The 13,319-nt window shown below is 63.2% G+C and carries 15 protein-coding genes; 8 read left to right on the plus strand and 7 right to left on the minus strand.

The annotated features are described in order from the left end of the window. The first annotated feature begins 110 nt into the window (after positions 1-110). The 5 genes from AC07VL_RS17625 (at position 111) to AC07VL_RS17645 (ending at position 3,581) form a co-directional block, all read left to right on the plus strand. Positions 111-1,190 (plus strand): DUF475 domain-containing protein, encoded by a 1,080-nt coding sequence (locus AC07VL_RS17625; RefSeq protein ID WP_494806977.1) that lies wholly within the window; start codon positions 111-113, stop codon positions 1,188-1,190. A gap of 131 nt (positions 1,191-1,321) precedes the next feature. Continuing rightward, positions 1,322-1,897, plus strand: coding sequence for a TerD family protein (locus AC07VL_RS17630; protein ID WP_494806978.1), 576 nt, complete (start codon positions 1,322-1,324; stop codon positions 1,895-1,897). Between the two features lie 73 nt (positions 1,898-1,970). After that, positions 1,971-2,666 (plus strand): TIGR00266 family protein, encoded by a 696-nt coding sequence (locus AC07VL_RS17635; protein WP_494806979.1) that lies wholly within the window; start codon positions 1,971-1,973, stop codon positions 2,664-2,666. 34 nt (positions 2,667-2,700) lie between these two features. Continuing rightward, positions 2,701-3,282, plus strand: a complete 582-nt coding sequence (locus AC07VL_RS17640) for a TerD family protein (RefSeq protein ID WP_494806980.1) — start codon at positions 2,701-2,703, stop codon at positions 3,280-3,282. Positions 3,283-3,362: 80 nt separating this feature from the next. Beyond that, the gene (locus AC07VL_RS17645) at positions 3,363-3,581 is read left to right on the plus strand and encodes a hypothetical protein (RefSeq protein ID WP_034784905.1); all 219 of its coding nucleotides are present in this window, start codon (positions 3,363-3,365) and stop codon (positions 3,579-3,581) included. A 93-nt stretch (positions 3,582-3,674) separates the two neighbouring features. Here the strand turns inward: AC07VL_RS17645 and AC07VL_RS17650 are convergent, their stop codons facing one another. The 6 genes from AC07VL_RS17650 to AC07VL_RS17675 form a co-directional block, all read right to left on the minus strand. Next, a complete protein-coding gene (locus AC07VL_RS17650) occupies positions 3,675-4,172 on the minus strand; it encodes a zinc ribbon domain-containing protein (RefSeq protein WP_494806981.1) in 498 nt (165 codons plus the stop codon). A gap of 143 nt (positions 4,173-4,315) precedes the next feature. Further along, positions 4,316-5,989 (minus strand): patatin-like phospholipase family protein, encoded by a 1,674-nt coding sequence (locus AC07VL_RS17655; RefSeq protein WP_494806982.1) that lies wholly within the window; start codon positions 5,987-5,989, stop codon positions 4,316-4,318. A gap of 48 nt (positions 5,990-6,037) precedes the next feature. After that, positions 6,038-8,359 carry a CPBP family intramembrane glutamic endopeptidase gene (locus AC07VL_RS17660; RefSeq protein WP_494806983.1) on the minus strand — a complete coding sequence of 774 codons (2,322 nt, stop codon included), beginning with the start codon at positions 8,357-8,359 and terminating at the stop codon, positions 6,038-6,040. Then, the gene (locus AC07VL_RS17665) at positions 8,359-9,093 is read right to left on the minus strand and encodes an ABC transporter ATP-binding protein (protein WP_494806984.1); all 735 of its coding nucleotides are present in this window, start codon (positions 9,091-9,093) and stop codon (positions 8,359-8,361) included. Before AC07VL_RS17665 ends, AC07VL_RS17660 begins: the two co-directional genes overlap by 1 nt. A gap of 84 nt (positions 9,094-9,177) precedes the next feature. Then, entirely contained in the window at positions 9,178-10,032 is an 855-nt protein-coding gene (locus AC07VL_RS17670) for a DUF3667 domain-containing protein (RefSeq protein WP_494807050.1), read from the minus strand. A 139-nt stretch (positions 10,033-10,171) separates the two neighbouring features. Further along, positions 10,172-10,876, minus strand: coding sequence for an ArsR/SmtB family transcription factor (locus tag AC07VL_RS17675; protein WP_494806985.1), 705 nt, complete (start codon positions 10,874-10,876; stop codon positions 10,172-10,174). 76 nt (positions 10,877-10,952) lie between these two features. Between AC07VL_RS17675 and AC07VL_RS17680 the strand changes: the two genes are divergently transcribed. After that, a complete protein-coding gene (locus tag AC07VL_RS17680; protein ID WP_494806986.1) occupies positions 10,953-12,047 on the plus strand; it encodes a cytochrome P450 in 1,095 nt (364 codons plus the stop codon). Continuing rightward, positions 12,044-12,391, plus strand: coding sequence for an antibiotic biosynthesis monooxygenase family protein (locus AC07VL_RS17685; protein WP_494806987.1), 348 nt, complete (start codon positions 12,044-12,046; stop codon positions 12,389-12,391). The genes AC07VL_RS17680 and AC07VL_RS17685 overlap by 4 nt, the downstream gene beginning before the upstream one ends. Here the strand turns inward: AC07VL_RS17685 and AC07VL_RS17690 are convergent. Next, complete coding sequence (locus tag AC07VL_RS17690) at positions 12,388-12,840, minus strand: hypothetical protein (protein ID WP_494806988.1); 453 nt, start codon at positions 12,838-12,840, stop codon at positions 12,388-12,390. The genes AC07VL_RS17685 and AC07VL_RS17690 overlap by 4 nt on opposite strands. 179 nt (positions 12,841-13,019) lie before the next feature. On the opposite strand from AC07VL_RS17690, the gene AC07VL_RS17695 reads away from it, so the two are divergent. Next, positions 13,020-13,286 carry a hypothetical protein gene (locus AC07VL_RS17695; protein WP_494806989.1) on the plus strand — a complete coding sequence of 89 codons (267 nt, stop codon included), beginning with the start codon at positions 13,020-13,022 and terminating at the stop codon, positions 13,284-13,286. Positions 13,287-13,319 lie beyond the last annotated feature (33 nt).

A 13,319-nucleotide genomic window follows, 5' to 3' on the forward strand; every position in this document is an offset into this window, starting at 1 on the left:
CGTCCAATCTTCTGTTTTTACGAAGTAATGCTTCCATTATCTTCTATTTTTAAATGTGTCACACGTGCCTATACTCTCCTCCATTGAATTTGGATAAAGGGGAACTATCGATGAAACATTTCAGAGTGTCATTTTTAGTGACATTTATCTGCCTGGGCATTTCCGCCTGGTGGGGTTACACGCACGGTGGCGTGCAGACGATGCTGGCGGCGCTCGGCATCGCGGTGATCCTGGGCGTGATGGAAGTGTCGCTGTCCTTCGACAACGCGGTGGTCAACGCCTCGGTGCTGAAGAACTGGGACAAGTTCTGGCAGGGTCTGTTCCTCGGCGTGGGCATCATCATTGCCGTCTTCGGCATGCGACTGGTGTTTCCGCTGGTCATCGTGGCGCAAGCGGCGGACCTGGGACTGATGGAAGTGTGGAATCTGGCGCTGAGCAATCCGGAACAGTATTCGATGCACCTGACGAACCACCACGCGGAAGTGGCGGCCTTCGGCGGCATCTTCCTGCTGCTGGTGTTCCTGAACTTCCTGCTGGACTCGGAGAAGGAAACGCACTGGCTGGGCCGCATTGAAGAAAAGCTGGGCGCGCTGGGCAAGATCTCGTCGATTTCCGTGATGATCGCCCTGGGCACCCTGATGGCCAGCCTGAGCATGATCGCCGAAGGCCAGAAACTGGTGGTGCTGACGGCCGGCCTGTGGGGCATCCTGACCTACGTGGGCGTCGATGTGGTCAGCGGCTTGCTGGAAGGCGATAACGGCGACGGCAACGTGGGCGACATCGTCAAGCGCGGCGGCATTGGCGGCTTCCTGTACCTGGAAGTGCTCGACGCCTCGTTCAGCTTTGACGGCGTGATCGGCGCGTTTGCCATCACCAAGGATGTCGTGATCATCATGCTGGGCCTGGCAATCGGCGCGATGTTCGTGCGCTCGATGACGGTGTTCCTGGTGCGCAAGGGCACGCTCGACGAGTTCGTTTATCTGGAGCACGGCGCGCACTATGCGATCGGTATCCTGGCCGTGATCATGCTGGTCAGCATGAAGTACCACATTCCCGAGATCTTCACGGGCTTGATCGGCGTGGCCTTCATTCTCGCCTCGCTGTGGTCGTCGATCCGCTACAAGCGCAGGATGGCCCTCGAGGAAGGCAAGACGGAAGCGCTGCCCGCCGTCAAGGCAACGGCAGCGTAAGGAATGCGCGGCAAACGACTGCACCCGTTTGCCGGCTAGTTGTAGCAAGCGTCGCCGCCGGCCTGGGGAGTCAGGCCGGTGGAGGACGCCAGGTGTTTGGTCATATACAACCCACTTAGGAGAAATACATCATGGCAATCAGTCTGCAAAAAGGCGGCAACGTCAACCTGAGCAAGGAAGCTCCCGGCATCTCGAAGATGATCATCGGCCTGGGCTGGGATGCCCGCGCCACCGATGGCGCCGCATTCGACATCGACGGTTCCGTCTTCCTGCTGAAGGCCGACGGCAAGGTTCGCGCCGACGTCGACATGATTTTCTACAACAACCTGAAGTCGAGCGACGGTTCCGTCACCCACTCGGGCGACAACACCACCGGCGCCGGCGATGGCGACGATGAAACCGTCGTTGTCGACCTGGCCATGGTGCCGGCCGACATCGACAAGATCGCCGTCTGCGTGACGATCCACGATGCCGAGGCGCGCAAGCAGAACTTTGGCATGGTATCGAAGGCGTATGTGCGCTGCGTCAATGCCAACGGCAACACGGAAATTGCCCGCTTCGACCTGTCGGAAGACGGTTCGGCGGAAACGGCCATGGTCTTCGGCGAAATCTACCGCAATGGCGGCGATTGGAAGTTCAAGGCCATCGGCCAGGGCTACAAAGGCGGTTTAGGTCCTTTGGCTGCCTCGTTCGGCGTCGGCGTATAAGTTGAAAATAATCAAGGCGGTCCGCAGCGCGGGCCGCCGCCATCACCATCATCGTTGAGGAAGGAACAGTCAGATGCCAGTTTTTACTATTACCGGGGATGTCGACCCGTTTCTGCATGTGTCGCTGGCCAAGGGCGAGAAGATTTATTGCGAATCCGATGCGATGGTGATGATGGAAACCAATCTTGAGCTGAAAGGCAAGATGACCGGCGGCATAGGTGCCGCGCTGATGCGCACCTTTGCCAACGGCGAATCGTTCTTTCAGCAGCATATCGAGGCCGTGCGGGGCGACGGCGACTGTCTGCTGTCGCCCACCTTGCCCGGCGCCATGCGGGTGCTCGAGGTTGGCGCCCAGCAATACATGATCAGCGACGGCGCCTTCGTGGCGGCCACGTCTGGCGTGGAATTGAAGGTGCGCACGCAAAGCCTTGGCAATGCGCTGTTTGCCCAGAGCGGTGGCTTTTTCATCACCGAGACGGCAGGCAGCGGCCAGTTGGCGGTGTCCGGTTTTGGCGCCATGTCGGAACTGGAAGTGACGCCCGGCAAGGACGTGGTGATCGACAATTCGCACGTCGTGTGCTGGGATAACCGCCTGCAATACGAAATTTCCATGACGACCGGCAGCAGCGGCGGCTTTCTGGGCAATCTGATCAATAGCCAGACGAGCGGCGAAGGCATGGTGCTGAAGTTTTCGGGCACGGGAAAAATTCTCGTGTGCTCGCGCAACCGCGCGGCCTTCCTCGCCTGGACCCAAAGCAAGCCGGCGTAATCAAGCAGTAACCAACCCAACAGGAGCTATGCGTATGTCTGTCAATTTGAGCAAGGGCCAGAAGATTTCTCTGGACAAGGAAGCTGGTACCACCCTGACCCGTATCACCATGGGCCTTGGCTGGGATGCGGCCAAGACCAAGGGTTTCCTCGGTTTTGGTTCGAAGACGGAAGCCGTCGACCTGGACGCCTCGTGCGTCATGTTCGATGACAACAAGGGCACGTCCGATATCGTCTGGTTCCGCCAGCTGAAAAGCAAGGACGGCAGCATCGTCCACACGGGCGACAACCGCACCGGCGCGGGCGATGGCGACGACGAACAGATCAATGTCGATCTGTCGAAAGTGCCGGCGCACGTGAAAAGCCTCGTCTTCACCGTCAACAGCTTTACTGGCCAGAACTTCTCGCAGGTGGAAAACGCCTATTGCCGCATCGTCAATGCGAGCAATAACCAGGAAGTCGCGCGTTTCAACCTGTCTGTGCAAGGTAGCCACACGGCACAGATCATGGCCAAGCTGTACCGCCATAACGGCGAATGGAAGATGCACGCCATCGGAGAAAACGGCAACGGTCGGACGTTTGATGACTTGATGCCCCAAATCTCAGTGCATCTATAAGGAGCAGTACGCAGCGGGCGGGGGACGGACCGGATACCGGCCCTTGTCCGCTGCTCTATTTTGAAGGAGAGTATGTCGTGATGCGATTGCTGATAGCCTTGCTACTTCCGTGTCTCACGTTTTTCATGCTGGGGCGCCCGCTGGCCGGTGCCGCCGCCTTGATCTTGCAGTGCACTGTGATCGGCTGGGCGCCGGCGGCCCTGTGGGCCCTGTACACGGTGAACCAGCATAAAACGGAGCAGGAACTGGAAGGTGCATTAAGCCGCAGCTACATGCGCAGGCGTAGTCGCTTGATTTAAGGTCGATTGATCTAAATCAGCCGGGCGCCAGGAATCCTTGCGCTAAAGCCCGCACGAGCGATCGTGCGGGCTTTTTTGTGCGCGTGCGACGCGCTACTCATCGCTTTTGGCGGGGCATATTGCCGCTTGTGCCACCTCTGGCGAGGACGTTTCCGCTGCCGCCAGCAGGGTTTCGACGGCGCTGGCGTCAACGCGCTTCATGTCTTTCGACCACGATACGACCAAGGCGAAAGACAGCAGCAGGCTGATCACGCCGATGACAAGCGAAAGACCGATGCCCCATTGCGACCACTTTCGTTGTACCTGGTTGAAGTGTTGAACACTTTGCCATTTTCCATTTTTCCAGGCCATCTCACGGCCCTTGATGCCCAGCCAGATGGCGACCCCGATGCCAACGTAGGGAATCAGCGCGAGCAAGCCTATCCACGTGCGGTTGCCGATCGCCCATATCCAGTTCAGCAGGAAGGCGCCCCAGCTCCAACCCGCCACACCGGCAGGCAGTGCCTCGGCGGCGTCGCTGCGCGCGCCACAGTTGGCGCAAAAGTGCGTCGTGCCTTCCGTTTGCTGCGTCCCGCATGCCGTGCAAAACATGGGCTATCCTTCACGATGAATGGTGAACAGGCGGCTGCGGTGCATGGGTTTATTTCCAGCAACAGCCGTATAGTGCATTCTTCTTCGTCGACGTCATGGCTGTCTTGATTACAATCAAGAGTTAACCTTGTCGGGCAGGCCGCTCACTTCTTGCAGCGTATCGGCACGTTCACGGAATTGCCGTCCGAACTCAGGTTGCGGTACTGCAAGTCTTCGCTTTCGATGGCGAAGCTGGGCGTGGCGTGCACGAAGCGCTGCTTGCAGACGGTGTCGTTGTTGATCAGTCCGCCTGACAGCATGTAGTCGCACAGGGCGAAGCGCGATTCCTCGTCGTCGAGGATCAGCACGCGCGCCGCGCTGTACAGGGCCGATTGCAGCACTTCCGGACTGCAGTTTTCCGGTCCCGTCAGTTTCAGGTGAGTCTTTGTCTGCGTGGCCAGGCGCTGCAGCTTGACGAGGGCGGCGCGCTCCTGCTTGCGGGCAAAGTTCACCTGCGCATCGTCGCTGGCCAGGCGCAGCGCCAGCGAGGCGATTTCATCGATGGAGATGTGCCAGGCAAAGCCTTCCAGCGTGGTGCGGATCTGGCCCGGCAGGGGATCGGCCGCGTCGACTTCGCAGCGGTACTGGCCCAGGTGGGGCCGGCACAGCACGGGGATGGCAAAGGCCGAGGTGCGCTTGCCCTTGACGAATTTCTGGCTCAGGTCGCCAAAGTTCTCGTGCGTGATGGTGTCGAAGCGGGCCTGGCCAAAGCCCATCTTGACGAGGTTTTCCTTGCGCTGGCGCGAAAACAGGGCGTCGACGGCGTCGTAGATATTCTTGTTGAAGATGCGGTCCAGCGCCTGGCGCTCGTCCGGCACCTTTTCAAACACGGCGCTGGAATTGGGCGCGTTGGCGTCGATGGAAATGAGGATGAAGGGCTTGCTGTCCAGGCGCGGCGGCACGGTGGCCATGTCATTGCCGTACAGCTGCGTCAGGGCCGCGTCCCACAGGGTTTCCACGCCCAGGTTGTCCGCCGCGCCGCCGTCGAACAGGTGCACGTAGGACGGCGATTCGCGCGATTCGGAACCGAGTTCCGGCACGAAACTGTTCTTCGGCCGGAAGCGTTCGAAGGTGACGGAATCGAACACCCCGGGAAAGGCGGCCGAGGTGGACACGGCCGTGGCCAGGCGGATATCCTGGATGGGCGAATGCAGGGTGTTATAAAAATACTCGTAAGAAAATACCACGCGCTTGCCGCCATCGGTGGCGTCCGTCGCATTGGCCAGGAAGATGGGGCCGTCGTGGGGCAAGTCTGCATAGGTTTTCTTGTCGTACAGCACGTCGTCCAGCACGTCGGACAGGAAGGAAGTGCGTGTCTTGTTGGTCAACAGCATCGTCGTCAGGTTGGCCGGCTTGAGGATGGTCTGGCCGAAGAAATCCGTTTTCAGCTTGCTGCGCAGCAAGGGCCAATCCGTCTGCCGGCCGTGCAGCGCATAGTAGCCGCCCGCGATGGCGCCGCCCGAGACGCCGGAGATGGCCGAGGCACCGCTGACGAGGCCGAACTGCTCCAGCTGTTCCAGCGAGGCGGCCGAGAAATTGGCCGCCCGGCTGCCGCCGCCGGACAGGGCGATGCCGATGAAATGCTCGCTGGGCATGGGGTTCTGGATGCGCGCCTTGGGCGCGTCGATGCGCAGGCGCGGTGATTCCTGCACGGTAAACGTGCGGTTTTCGACGCCCCGGTTGGGCTGCAGGGCCAGCACGGTGCAGCCGCCCAGCATGGCGGCACAGCACAGCAGGGCGGGCACGGCGTGGAAGATGCGTGATCGGTGTGTAGTCATTGTTTGGGAATACAGACACAAGGCGTGTGCGATTCTAGCAAAAACGCGTCATCTGCCCAGCTGGAATGCCAGGATGGCGGCGTTGTAGCCCGCGTGTACCAGCATGGGCGCCAGCAGCGATCCGCTGCGCTCGTAGGCCAGTCCCGTGCACAGGCCCAGCACGAAGACGGGCAGCATCGACGCAGGTGGATGCACGATGGCAAAGAAGGCGGCGGCGACGGTGATGGCTTGCCAGGCGGCCAGCGAACGGCGCAAGCCGCCCTGCAGCAGGCCGCGGAAGATGAATTCCTCGCACAGGGGCGCGGCCAGGACTGTCAGGCCCAGCAGCCACAGGCCGTTCCAGGGGCTGCCGGCCCAGGGCGGGGCGGCGGGCAGTTGCAGCAAGAGCGTGTAGCCGATGCCGAAGAGGGCCGTCACCGCCGTGCCCGCCGCGCCCCAGCGCCACGGCTGCCGTCCCTGGGCGATGCGCGGCACGCCGGCCGTCCTGCTGCGCCAGAATACCAGGCGCACCAGCGCATACGTGAGCGCGCCGGCGCCGCCAAAGGCGATGGCTATTTGCCCCAGCGGCGAGGCCACGTTGCCCTTGAGCAGGAGCAAGGCCAGGGTTTGCAGGGTGAAAAACAGCATGGCGGCGATCAGGCCATCCGAGGCGGAAACCCTGGCCGGCGGCGAGGCGGCCGGATCGAGCAGATACGGCATCTCGTCGCGCGCCTTTTGCCACAGGGCCGCGGCCAGCGCCGCCGTCAGCACGACGAACACCAGCTGCTGCGCCAGGCTGCCGGCCGCCAGCGCCGCGATGTACAGGCTGGTGAGCAGCAGATACAGATACATGTAGGTGGGGTGCACCTTTGCCGTCGCCTCGGTGGCCAGCGGGTCGCTGGCAAACACGCCCAGCGCCACGGCGATGATCGAATACAGGGGAATGCCGGCCAGGGCCAGCAGCATCAGGCCCGCCATCTGCCACTGCCAGGCGGGTTGCCAGGCCAGTGCCGCAGCGAACAGCAGCGTGGGGTAGACGAGGGCCAGCACGGCCCACAGCTGCGCCTTTTGCCGCAGCGCCTGCTCGACGGAGACGGGAAAGGTGTACAGCAGCCACAGCGCGGCACCTTCCTTGTTCAGGGTCTGGAAGGCCGACATCATCAGCACGTAGCTGCCGAGGAAAAAGCCCGTCGAGGCCAGCAGGGCGGGACTGGCCAGCAGCGCATGCAGGTCGCGCGCCTGGCCCGAGAACAAGGCCTGGCCGCCAAGAATCAGCAGGGGCAGCAGCAGGGTTTGCACGAGAAAATTGCGGTCACGCAAGAGCAAGGTCAGTTCGCGGCGCTGGATCACCGTGCCGATGCCGGCGCGCCACCTGCCAGCAGGCGGTGCCGCCGGAGACCGCTTGCGGCTGGCTTCGCGCTGGCCCGCGCCCACCACGCCGTGGCGCAGCTGGCGGCGCAGGATGGCCATGCCCAGCAGCATTAGCAGCGCACTTTGCGCCAGCAGCAGGGCGGCCGGCAGCAAGGTGGCGGCGCCGTTGGCATTCAGCAGGCGCACCAGCAGGCCGGGCGGCGTCCAGGCGCTCCAGGCGGGCATGGCCGCCGCCCACCCGTGGGCAAGGCCGCCCGTGCCCATGCCGAAGGACATGCCTATGTACATGGGAAATATGCCGGCCACCGAGAGCAGCGCCTGCAGGTTGCCCAGCTGGGCGGGGCTGAGCGACAGGCGCAAGCCCGTGTCGACCAGGGTGCGCAGCATAGCGGCCAGGGCCAGCAGGAGCAGGCAGGCGAGCAGGCCCGACAGTGGTGCAAGCCAGCCCTGGCCCGAGTACCAGGCGATCATGCTGGTGCAGGGCCACAGCACCAGCAAGCCGACCGGGTTGACCAGCGTGCGTTCCAGCACGCGCGCCCACAGCAGCGTGCCTTTCTCCACCGGCAAGGTGACCAGCCACTCCAGATCCCAGTCCGGCTTCGACAGTTCGCCCATGCCCAGCGGCAGCAACAGGCTCACCAGCCACAGCAGTGCCAATTGCAGGGTCAGGGCGCCGGCCAGCGCCGTACTGAATGGTTGCTCGATCAGGTGGGCGATGACGGGCGCCAGCAGGCGTTCGCCCGCCTGCATGCTGCCTTTCGCCTGGCAGACGGCCACCTGGTCGAGCTGGCAATGCATGTTCAGCAGGTTGTGGCGGGCGATATTGCCGGAGGAGAACAGCATGGGCAAGAGCAGCAGCGCGCCCAGCAGCCAGCGTCCCCGTTTCTTGCCGGGCGTGGCGGCGCGGCTCTTGGCGCCTTTCTTGAAAGAAAATCCCCTGCCGCTGACGTTGACGAGGCGCTGCAGGCGCAAGCGGGTCAGCAGCCAGACGGCGCGCCAGTTGCCCGGTGACGCGGGCATCACGCGGCAGCCGTTTCGTCGGTGAGTTGCAGGAAAATGTCTTCCAGGCTGCCATTGCTGGACAGTTGCTGGCGGATATCGTCCAGGCTGCCCGTGGCGGCCAGTGCGCCCCGGTGGATGATGGCCACGCGGCTGCACAGCTTTTGCGCCATGTCGAGCAAATGCGTGGACACGAAGATGGTGGTGCCGGCGGCGGCGATGCGCAGCAGCCGCTCCTGCACGTCGCGCGAGGCGCGCGGGTCGAGGCCGTTGATCGGTTCATCGAGGATCAGCACGGCCGGATCGTGGATCAGGGCGCAGGCCAGGCCCAGCTTTTTCTTCATGCCCAGCGAGTAATTCACGGCGAAATCCTCGCTCGCCTCCTCTAGGCCGAATTCCGTCAGCAGCCGCGCCGCGCGGGCGGCCGCTTCCGCGCGCGCATAGCCATGCATTTCGGCCACGAACTGCAGGATTTCGCGGCCCCGCAAATAATCGTAGAAGATGGGATTGTCCGGCAGATAGCCCACCTTGCGCTTGACGGCGGCGCCGTCGCGGTGGCAATCGAGGCCATCGATGAGCACGCGGCCGGCGCTGGGCACGAGGATGCCCATCAGCATGCGGATGGTGGTGGTCTTGCCCGCCCCGTTCGGGCCCAGGAAGCCGAAGACTTCGCCTTTGCCCACTTGCAAGGTGAGCGGCTTGACGGCGTCGAAACTGCCGTACTGTTTGGATAAACCCTCGAAGGCGATCATCATGCATCCCAAAAAACGTAGCGTGCAGGATGATAGCCCGATACGGCGCCGCCAGGGCACTTCTTAGAGCGCTCTTAGTGGCGCCATTTAATGTCGCAACATCACGCCGATGGCGATGCAGGCGACGATCGCCAGGCTCATGGCGAGCACGTAGGCGGCCATCAATAGCAGCCAGCGGCAGGCGGTAGCGAGTTTGCCGCTTGGATACACGCGCCACATGGCCCAGGGCAGATAGACGAGCAGCCAGGCGCCGAGCGCGAGGCGGACAAGGTCGATGGGAATCAAGGTCATCAGGGACATCGTGATGAAGGCGAAGGCATTCGTATGCAGGGCGAACAGGAAATGCTCGCCATAGCGCCGTCCGCTGCCCAGGTAGAGGATTTTCAGGAACAGGGCGAACAGCGGCATCAGGCAAAACATGGCGTACGGCGCGTAATGGAAAAAGCTTTCCACCACGAGTTTTTGTTTCTCGGCCGTGGGCAGCTGCACAAAGTCTTGCCATTGGCGTGGCAGGGCGGGTGTCTGGCCCAAAATGCTGACCTGCATGCGCGATGTCTTGTTTTCCGGAACTTGATGGGCGCCGTGGGCGCTCACCTGGGCTTGCTGGCCGGGGACGGTGAAGAATACGTCGGGGTTGCTGAACTTGAGGATGGCAAAGAACAGGATGCTGAAGGTCAGGTAGACGCGCAGCGGCTCGACGTAGCGCACGCGGCGTCCCGCGATGTATTCATTGCTCAGCGCACCAGGACGGAACAGCAGCAGGGCCAGGGTACGCCAGAGCTTGCCTTCGAGTGCCACGTAATGCGCGACAAATTCATGCAGGAATTCACGCGCGCTGGGCATGTGCAAGGTCGTTGCCTGGCCGCAGGCGCTGCAGAAGTTGCCTGGCGCAGCGGTATTGCAGTTATGGCAAGTACTGGCGGCATGCGTGCTGGGTGACACTGTTTTCAAGATGGACTCTTTCTATCGCGGAAAGGGGAAAATGCGCGCTGAAGGGCGCAGCATATGATGAATGAAAACAATGATAAAAGCGCATTTTTTCTTTCGATAGTTGCTTCCTAGATACAAATGCCCGCGCCGTTCAGAATCCGCCGATGGCGGCCAGCAGGCGCCGTTCGCCATCGGGCGTGAGGCGCAGGGCGCGGCTGTCGAGTTCGCGCTCGGCCCAGCGCTGGCGCAGGGCCAGCTGCAGCAGGGCGGCCCCCAGCGCGCCACCCAGGTGGGCGCGCCGTTCGCTCCAGTCGAGGCAGGCACAGGCGAAGCGGCGGCGCTGGCGCTGCAATTGCGTCACGTCGATGCCCAGCGCCCTCATGCCGGCCGCGCCCGCTTCCGACAGGCAATATTGGCCTTCGCCGCCATCGTCGAGCAGCCAGCCTTGCGCATGCAACTGGTCGTGCACGGTGACGGCGACGGTGCCGGCCATGTGGTCGTAGCAGGTGCGCGCATGGCGCAAGCGGTCCGGCGTGGAGGGCGTAAACGGCGTTGCGGGCACGCCGGCCACCACCAGCAGCGCTTCCAGCGCCCGCGCCACCTCCACGCTGGCCAGGCGGTAATAGCGGTGCTTGCCCTGCGCCAGCATGGACAGCAAGCCATCCTCGCGCAAGCGGCTCAGATGGGCGCTGGCCGTCGAGGCGCCTACCTCGGCCAAGGTGGCCAATTCCGTGGCCGTGCGCGCATGGCCATCGAGCAGGCTGCACAGCATGCGCGCGCGCGCCGGTTCGGCGATGGCGCCGGCCAGCTGCGCCAGGCCCATGTCGGCCGAGGGGAAAGCGAGTACATCATCCATGATTCGTTCCCGGGCGAAGTGTTGTGGTGGAAGGACCAGCATACTCGTGTCCCCACCTCACTGCAATGGAATGCGCATGCCGCTCGCCGACCCGTTTTCCGCCGTCACCCACGCGGCGCCGTATGACTACTATCGCCGCCTGGCGGAAGGCCCGCCGCTGCGTTTCGAGGCGTCGCTCGATTGCTGGCTGGCAACGGGAGCCGTTGGCGTGCGGGCGGTGCTCGCGCATCCCGCCTGCCGCGTGCGCCCGTCCGGCCAGCCGATACCGGATACCTTGGCAGGCACGCCGTGCGGCGCGATTTTTATGGAACTGGTGCGCATGAACGAGGGCGAGCGGCATGCCGTAGCAAAACAGGTGCTGGCGCGCGCGCTGGACCGGGTGGACCTGGCGCGCCTGCATGGACGGGTGATGCAGATTGCCGGCGACCGCGTTCCCGGCAGCGCCGCGCAGCTGAACGAAGCGATTTTTGAGCTGCCCCTGTTCGCCATGGCGGACTTGCTGGGCTTTGCGCCAGCACAATGGCCGGCACTGGCCGCCTGGACGCGCGACTTTGTCGCCTGTTTGTCGCCGCTGAGCAATGGAGGACAATTGGCCAGCGCGCAGCAAGCGGCCGATGCCCTCTTGCACGGTTTTAGCGTGTTGCTGCGCGAGGGGGATGCCTTGCCCGGCAGCTTGCTGCACGACATCGTGGCCGAGGCGGATGCCATGGGGGACGGCCTGCTGGCCAACCTCGTGGGCTTGCTGTCGCAGACCTGCGACGCCACGGCCGGTTTGCTGGGCAATGCCATCGTTGCCTTGCGCGCGCAGCCGGAGTTATCGACCCAGTTGCGTGCCGCGCCCCGGCGATGGCCGGCCATGCTGCGCGAGGTGGTTCGGCATGATCCCGCCATCCACAACACGCGCCGCTACACGGCCGATGCCGTGGAGTTGTTCGGCGTGCGCATACCGGCCGGGCAGATGATCGTCGTCGTGCTGGCCAGCGCCGCCCGGGTGGCGTCAGGTTTTGGCCATGGCCGCCACGCCTGTCCGGGCCAGTCCATCGCGCAGACCATCGCCACGGCTTGCCTGCAGGCATGGGCCGATGGGCTGGAACACATGCCGCTGGGCTGGTCGTACCGGCCTTCGCAAAATGCCCGCATCCCCCTCTTCAGCACTGGAGAAACAGCATGATTGCCGTGATCTTTGAAGTGTGGCCCAGCGCCGATGGGCGCCAGGAGTACCTGGACCTGGCCGCCGCGCTGCGGCCCTTGCTCGACGAGGTCGATGGTTTTATTTCCATCGAGCGCTTCAGCAGCCTGAGCGAGCCAGGCAAATTGCTGTCGCTGTCTTTCTTTCGCGACGAAGCGTCGCTGGCGCAGTGGCGGCAGCTGGAAGCGCACCGGGCGGCGCAGTCGGCCGGCCGGCACGGCGTGTTCGACGATTACCGGCTGCGCATCGCCGGCGTGGTGCGCGATTACGGCATGCTGGAGCGGCAGCAGGCGCCCGCCGACAGCCAGCGCCGCCACGGTATTTAGCGGGGCAGCGCGCCCTGCGTAATCTTGACCTTGACCCGGTAGGTGGGCTCGGCTGCGTCGAGGGCGGGCGGCGTGGCCGGGTCGACGTCGAGCAGGGTGAACGTCAGGTGGTTGACGGTGACGGAACTGGCGGCGCCGGGCATGGATTCGGACAAGACGATGTCGGTGGCGCCCGCGCTGTTGAGCAAACTGAAGCTGTAGCTGACGTAGCCTTTCCACACGCACACGGCGCCCTTGCGGCAGCGGCTGTCGTTGACGCGCTCGAGTTTCAGGGTATCGGTGGCCGTGATGGCCACCTGTTCTCCCGGCGAGAGCACGTAGGTGACGCTGCGCGGCGTGTTTTCCGCGTCGCCGGCGCTGCTGGCCGCGCCGCAGCCGGCCAGCACGGCCAGGCAGGCGATGAGCAGGGGCAGGAACAAGCGGCGATACGAGTCATGGAGGTAATGCATGTTTTTTCCTTTCAGATGGCGCGTCCCCGGCGTGGCATCCACGCGTGGGATGAAAATGATAATAACAAAATGATATTTTTCCGGCGCACTCCTGGCGCGCTGCGGATGAATTGACGTGCCGGCCACGCGGCGCGCCGATTACTGCGTAGAATGGCTGTTTTGAAAATCAGGAAACAACCATGAAAAAAACCGACCTGGCCAAAAGCGATGCCAAGAAACTGATGGGAAAGATGCATGTTCCCGGCGCCGGTGCATTCGGTAAGGAAGCGGTGGTCGTCGACCGCCGCGAGCAGCGCAAGCGCGATCAGGCCCTGGGCCTGGTGCCGTTCGCCGTCAAGCTGAACAGCGATCTGGTGTTGCAATTGCAGACCATCGCCAAGGAGCGCGGCGCGGATCTGAATGACGTCGTTGCCGAACTGATCACCAAGGGCTTGGCTGCAGCGTAAGGGCCGACAATGTTTATCTGTTGATAAACATCA

The sequence above is a fragment of the Janthinobacterium sp. GW821-FHT03C08 genome (assembly GCF_059420905.1).

What these genes read in the sequence shown, in the direction of transcription:
- AC07VL_RS17625 (WP_494806977.1), top strand. Translation starts at nt 111, where the DNA reads ATGAAACATTTCAGAGTGTCATTTTTAGTGACATTTATCTGCCTGGGC.
- AC07VL_RS17630 (WP_494806978.1), top strand. Translation starts at nt 1,322, where the DNA reads ATGGCAATCAGTCTGCAAAAAGGCGGCAACGTCAACCTGAGCAAGGAA.
- AC07VL_RS17635 (WP_494806979.1), top strand. Translation starts at nt 1,971, where the DNA reads ATGCCAGTTTTTACTATTACCGGGGATGTCGACCCGTTTCTGCATGTG.
- AC07VL_RS17640 (WP_494806980.1), top strand. Translation starts at nt 2,701, where the DNA reads ATGTCTGTCAATTTGAGCAAGGGCCAGAAGATTTCTCTGGACAAGGAA.
- AC07VL_RS17645 (WP_034784905.1), top strand. Translation starts at nt 3,363, where the DNA reads ATGCGATTGCTGATAGCCTTGCTACTTCCGTGTCTCACGTTTTTCATG.
- AC07VL_RS17650 (WP_494806981.1), bottom strand. Translation starts at nt 4,172, where the DNA reads ATGTTTTGCACGGCATGCGGGACGCAGCAAACGGAAGGCACGACGCAC.
- AC07VL_RS17655 (WP_494806982.1), bottom strand. Translation starts at nt 5,989, where the DNA reads ATGACTACACACCGATCACGCATCTTCCACGCCGTGCCCGCCCTGCTG.
- AC07VL_RS17660 (WP_494806983.1), bottom strand. Translation starts at nt 8,359, where the DNA reads ATGCCCGCGTCACCGGGCAACTGGCGCGCCGTCTGGCTGCTGACCCGC.
- AC07VL_RS17665 (WP_494806984.1), bottom strand. Translation starts at nt 9,093, where the DNA reads ATGATGATCGCCTTCGAGGGTTTATCCAAACAGTACGGCAGTTTCGAC.
- AC07VL_RS17675 (WP_494806985.1), bottom strand. Translation starts at nt 10,876, where the DNA reads ATGGATGATGTACTCGCTTTCCCCTCGGCCGACATGGGCCTGGCGCAG.
- AC07VL_RS17680 (WP_494806986.1), top strand. Translation starts at nt 10,953, where the DNA reads ATGCCGCTCGCCGACCCGTTTTCCGCCGTCACCCACGCGGCGCCGTAT.
- AC07VL_RS17685 (WP_494806987.1), top strand. Translation starts at nt 12,044, where the DNA reads ATGATTGCCGTGATCTTTGAAGTGTGGCCCAGCGCCGATGGGCGCCAG.
- AC07VL_RS17690 (WP_494806988.1), bottom strand. Translation starts at nt 12,840, where the DNA reads ATGCATTACCTCCATGACTCGTATCGCCGCTTGTTCCTGCCCCTGCTC.
- AC07VL_RS17695 (WP_494806989.1), top strand. Translation starts at nt 13,020, where the DNA reads ATGAAAAAAACCGACCTGGCCAAAAGCGATGCCAAGAAACTGATGGGA.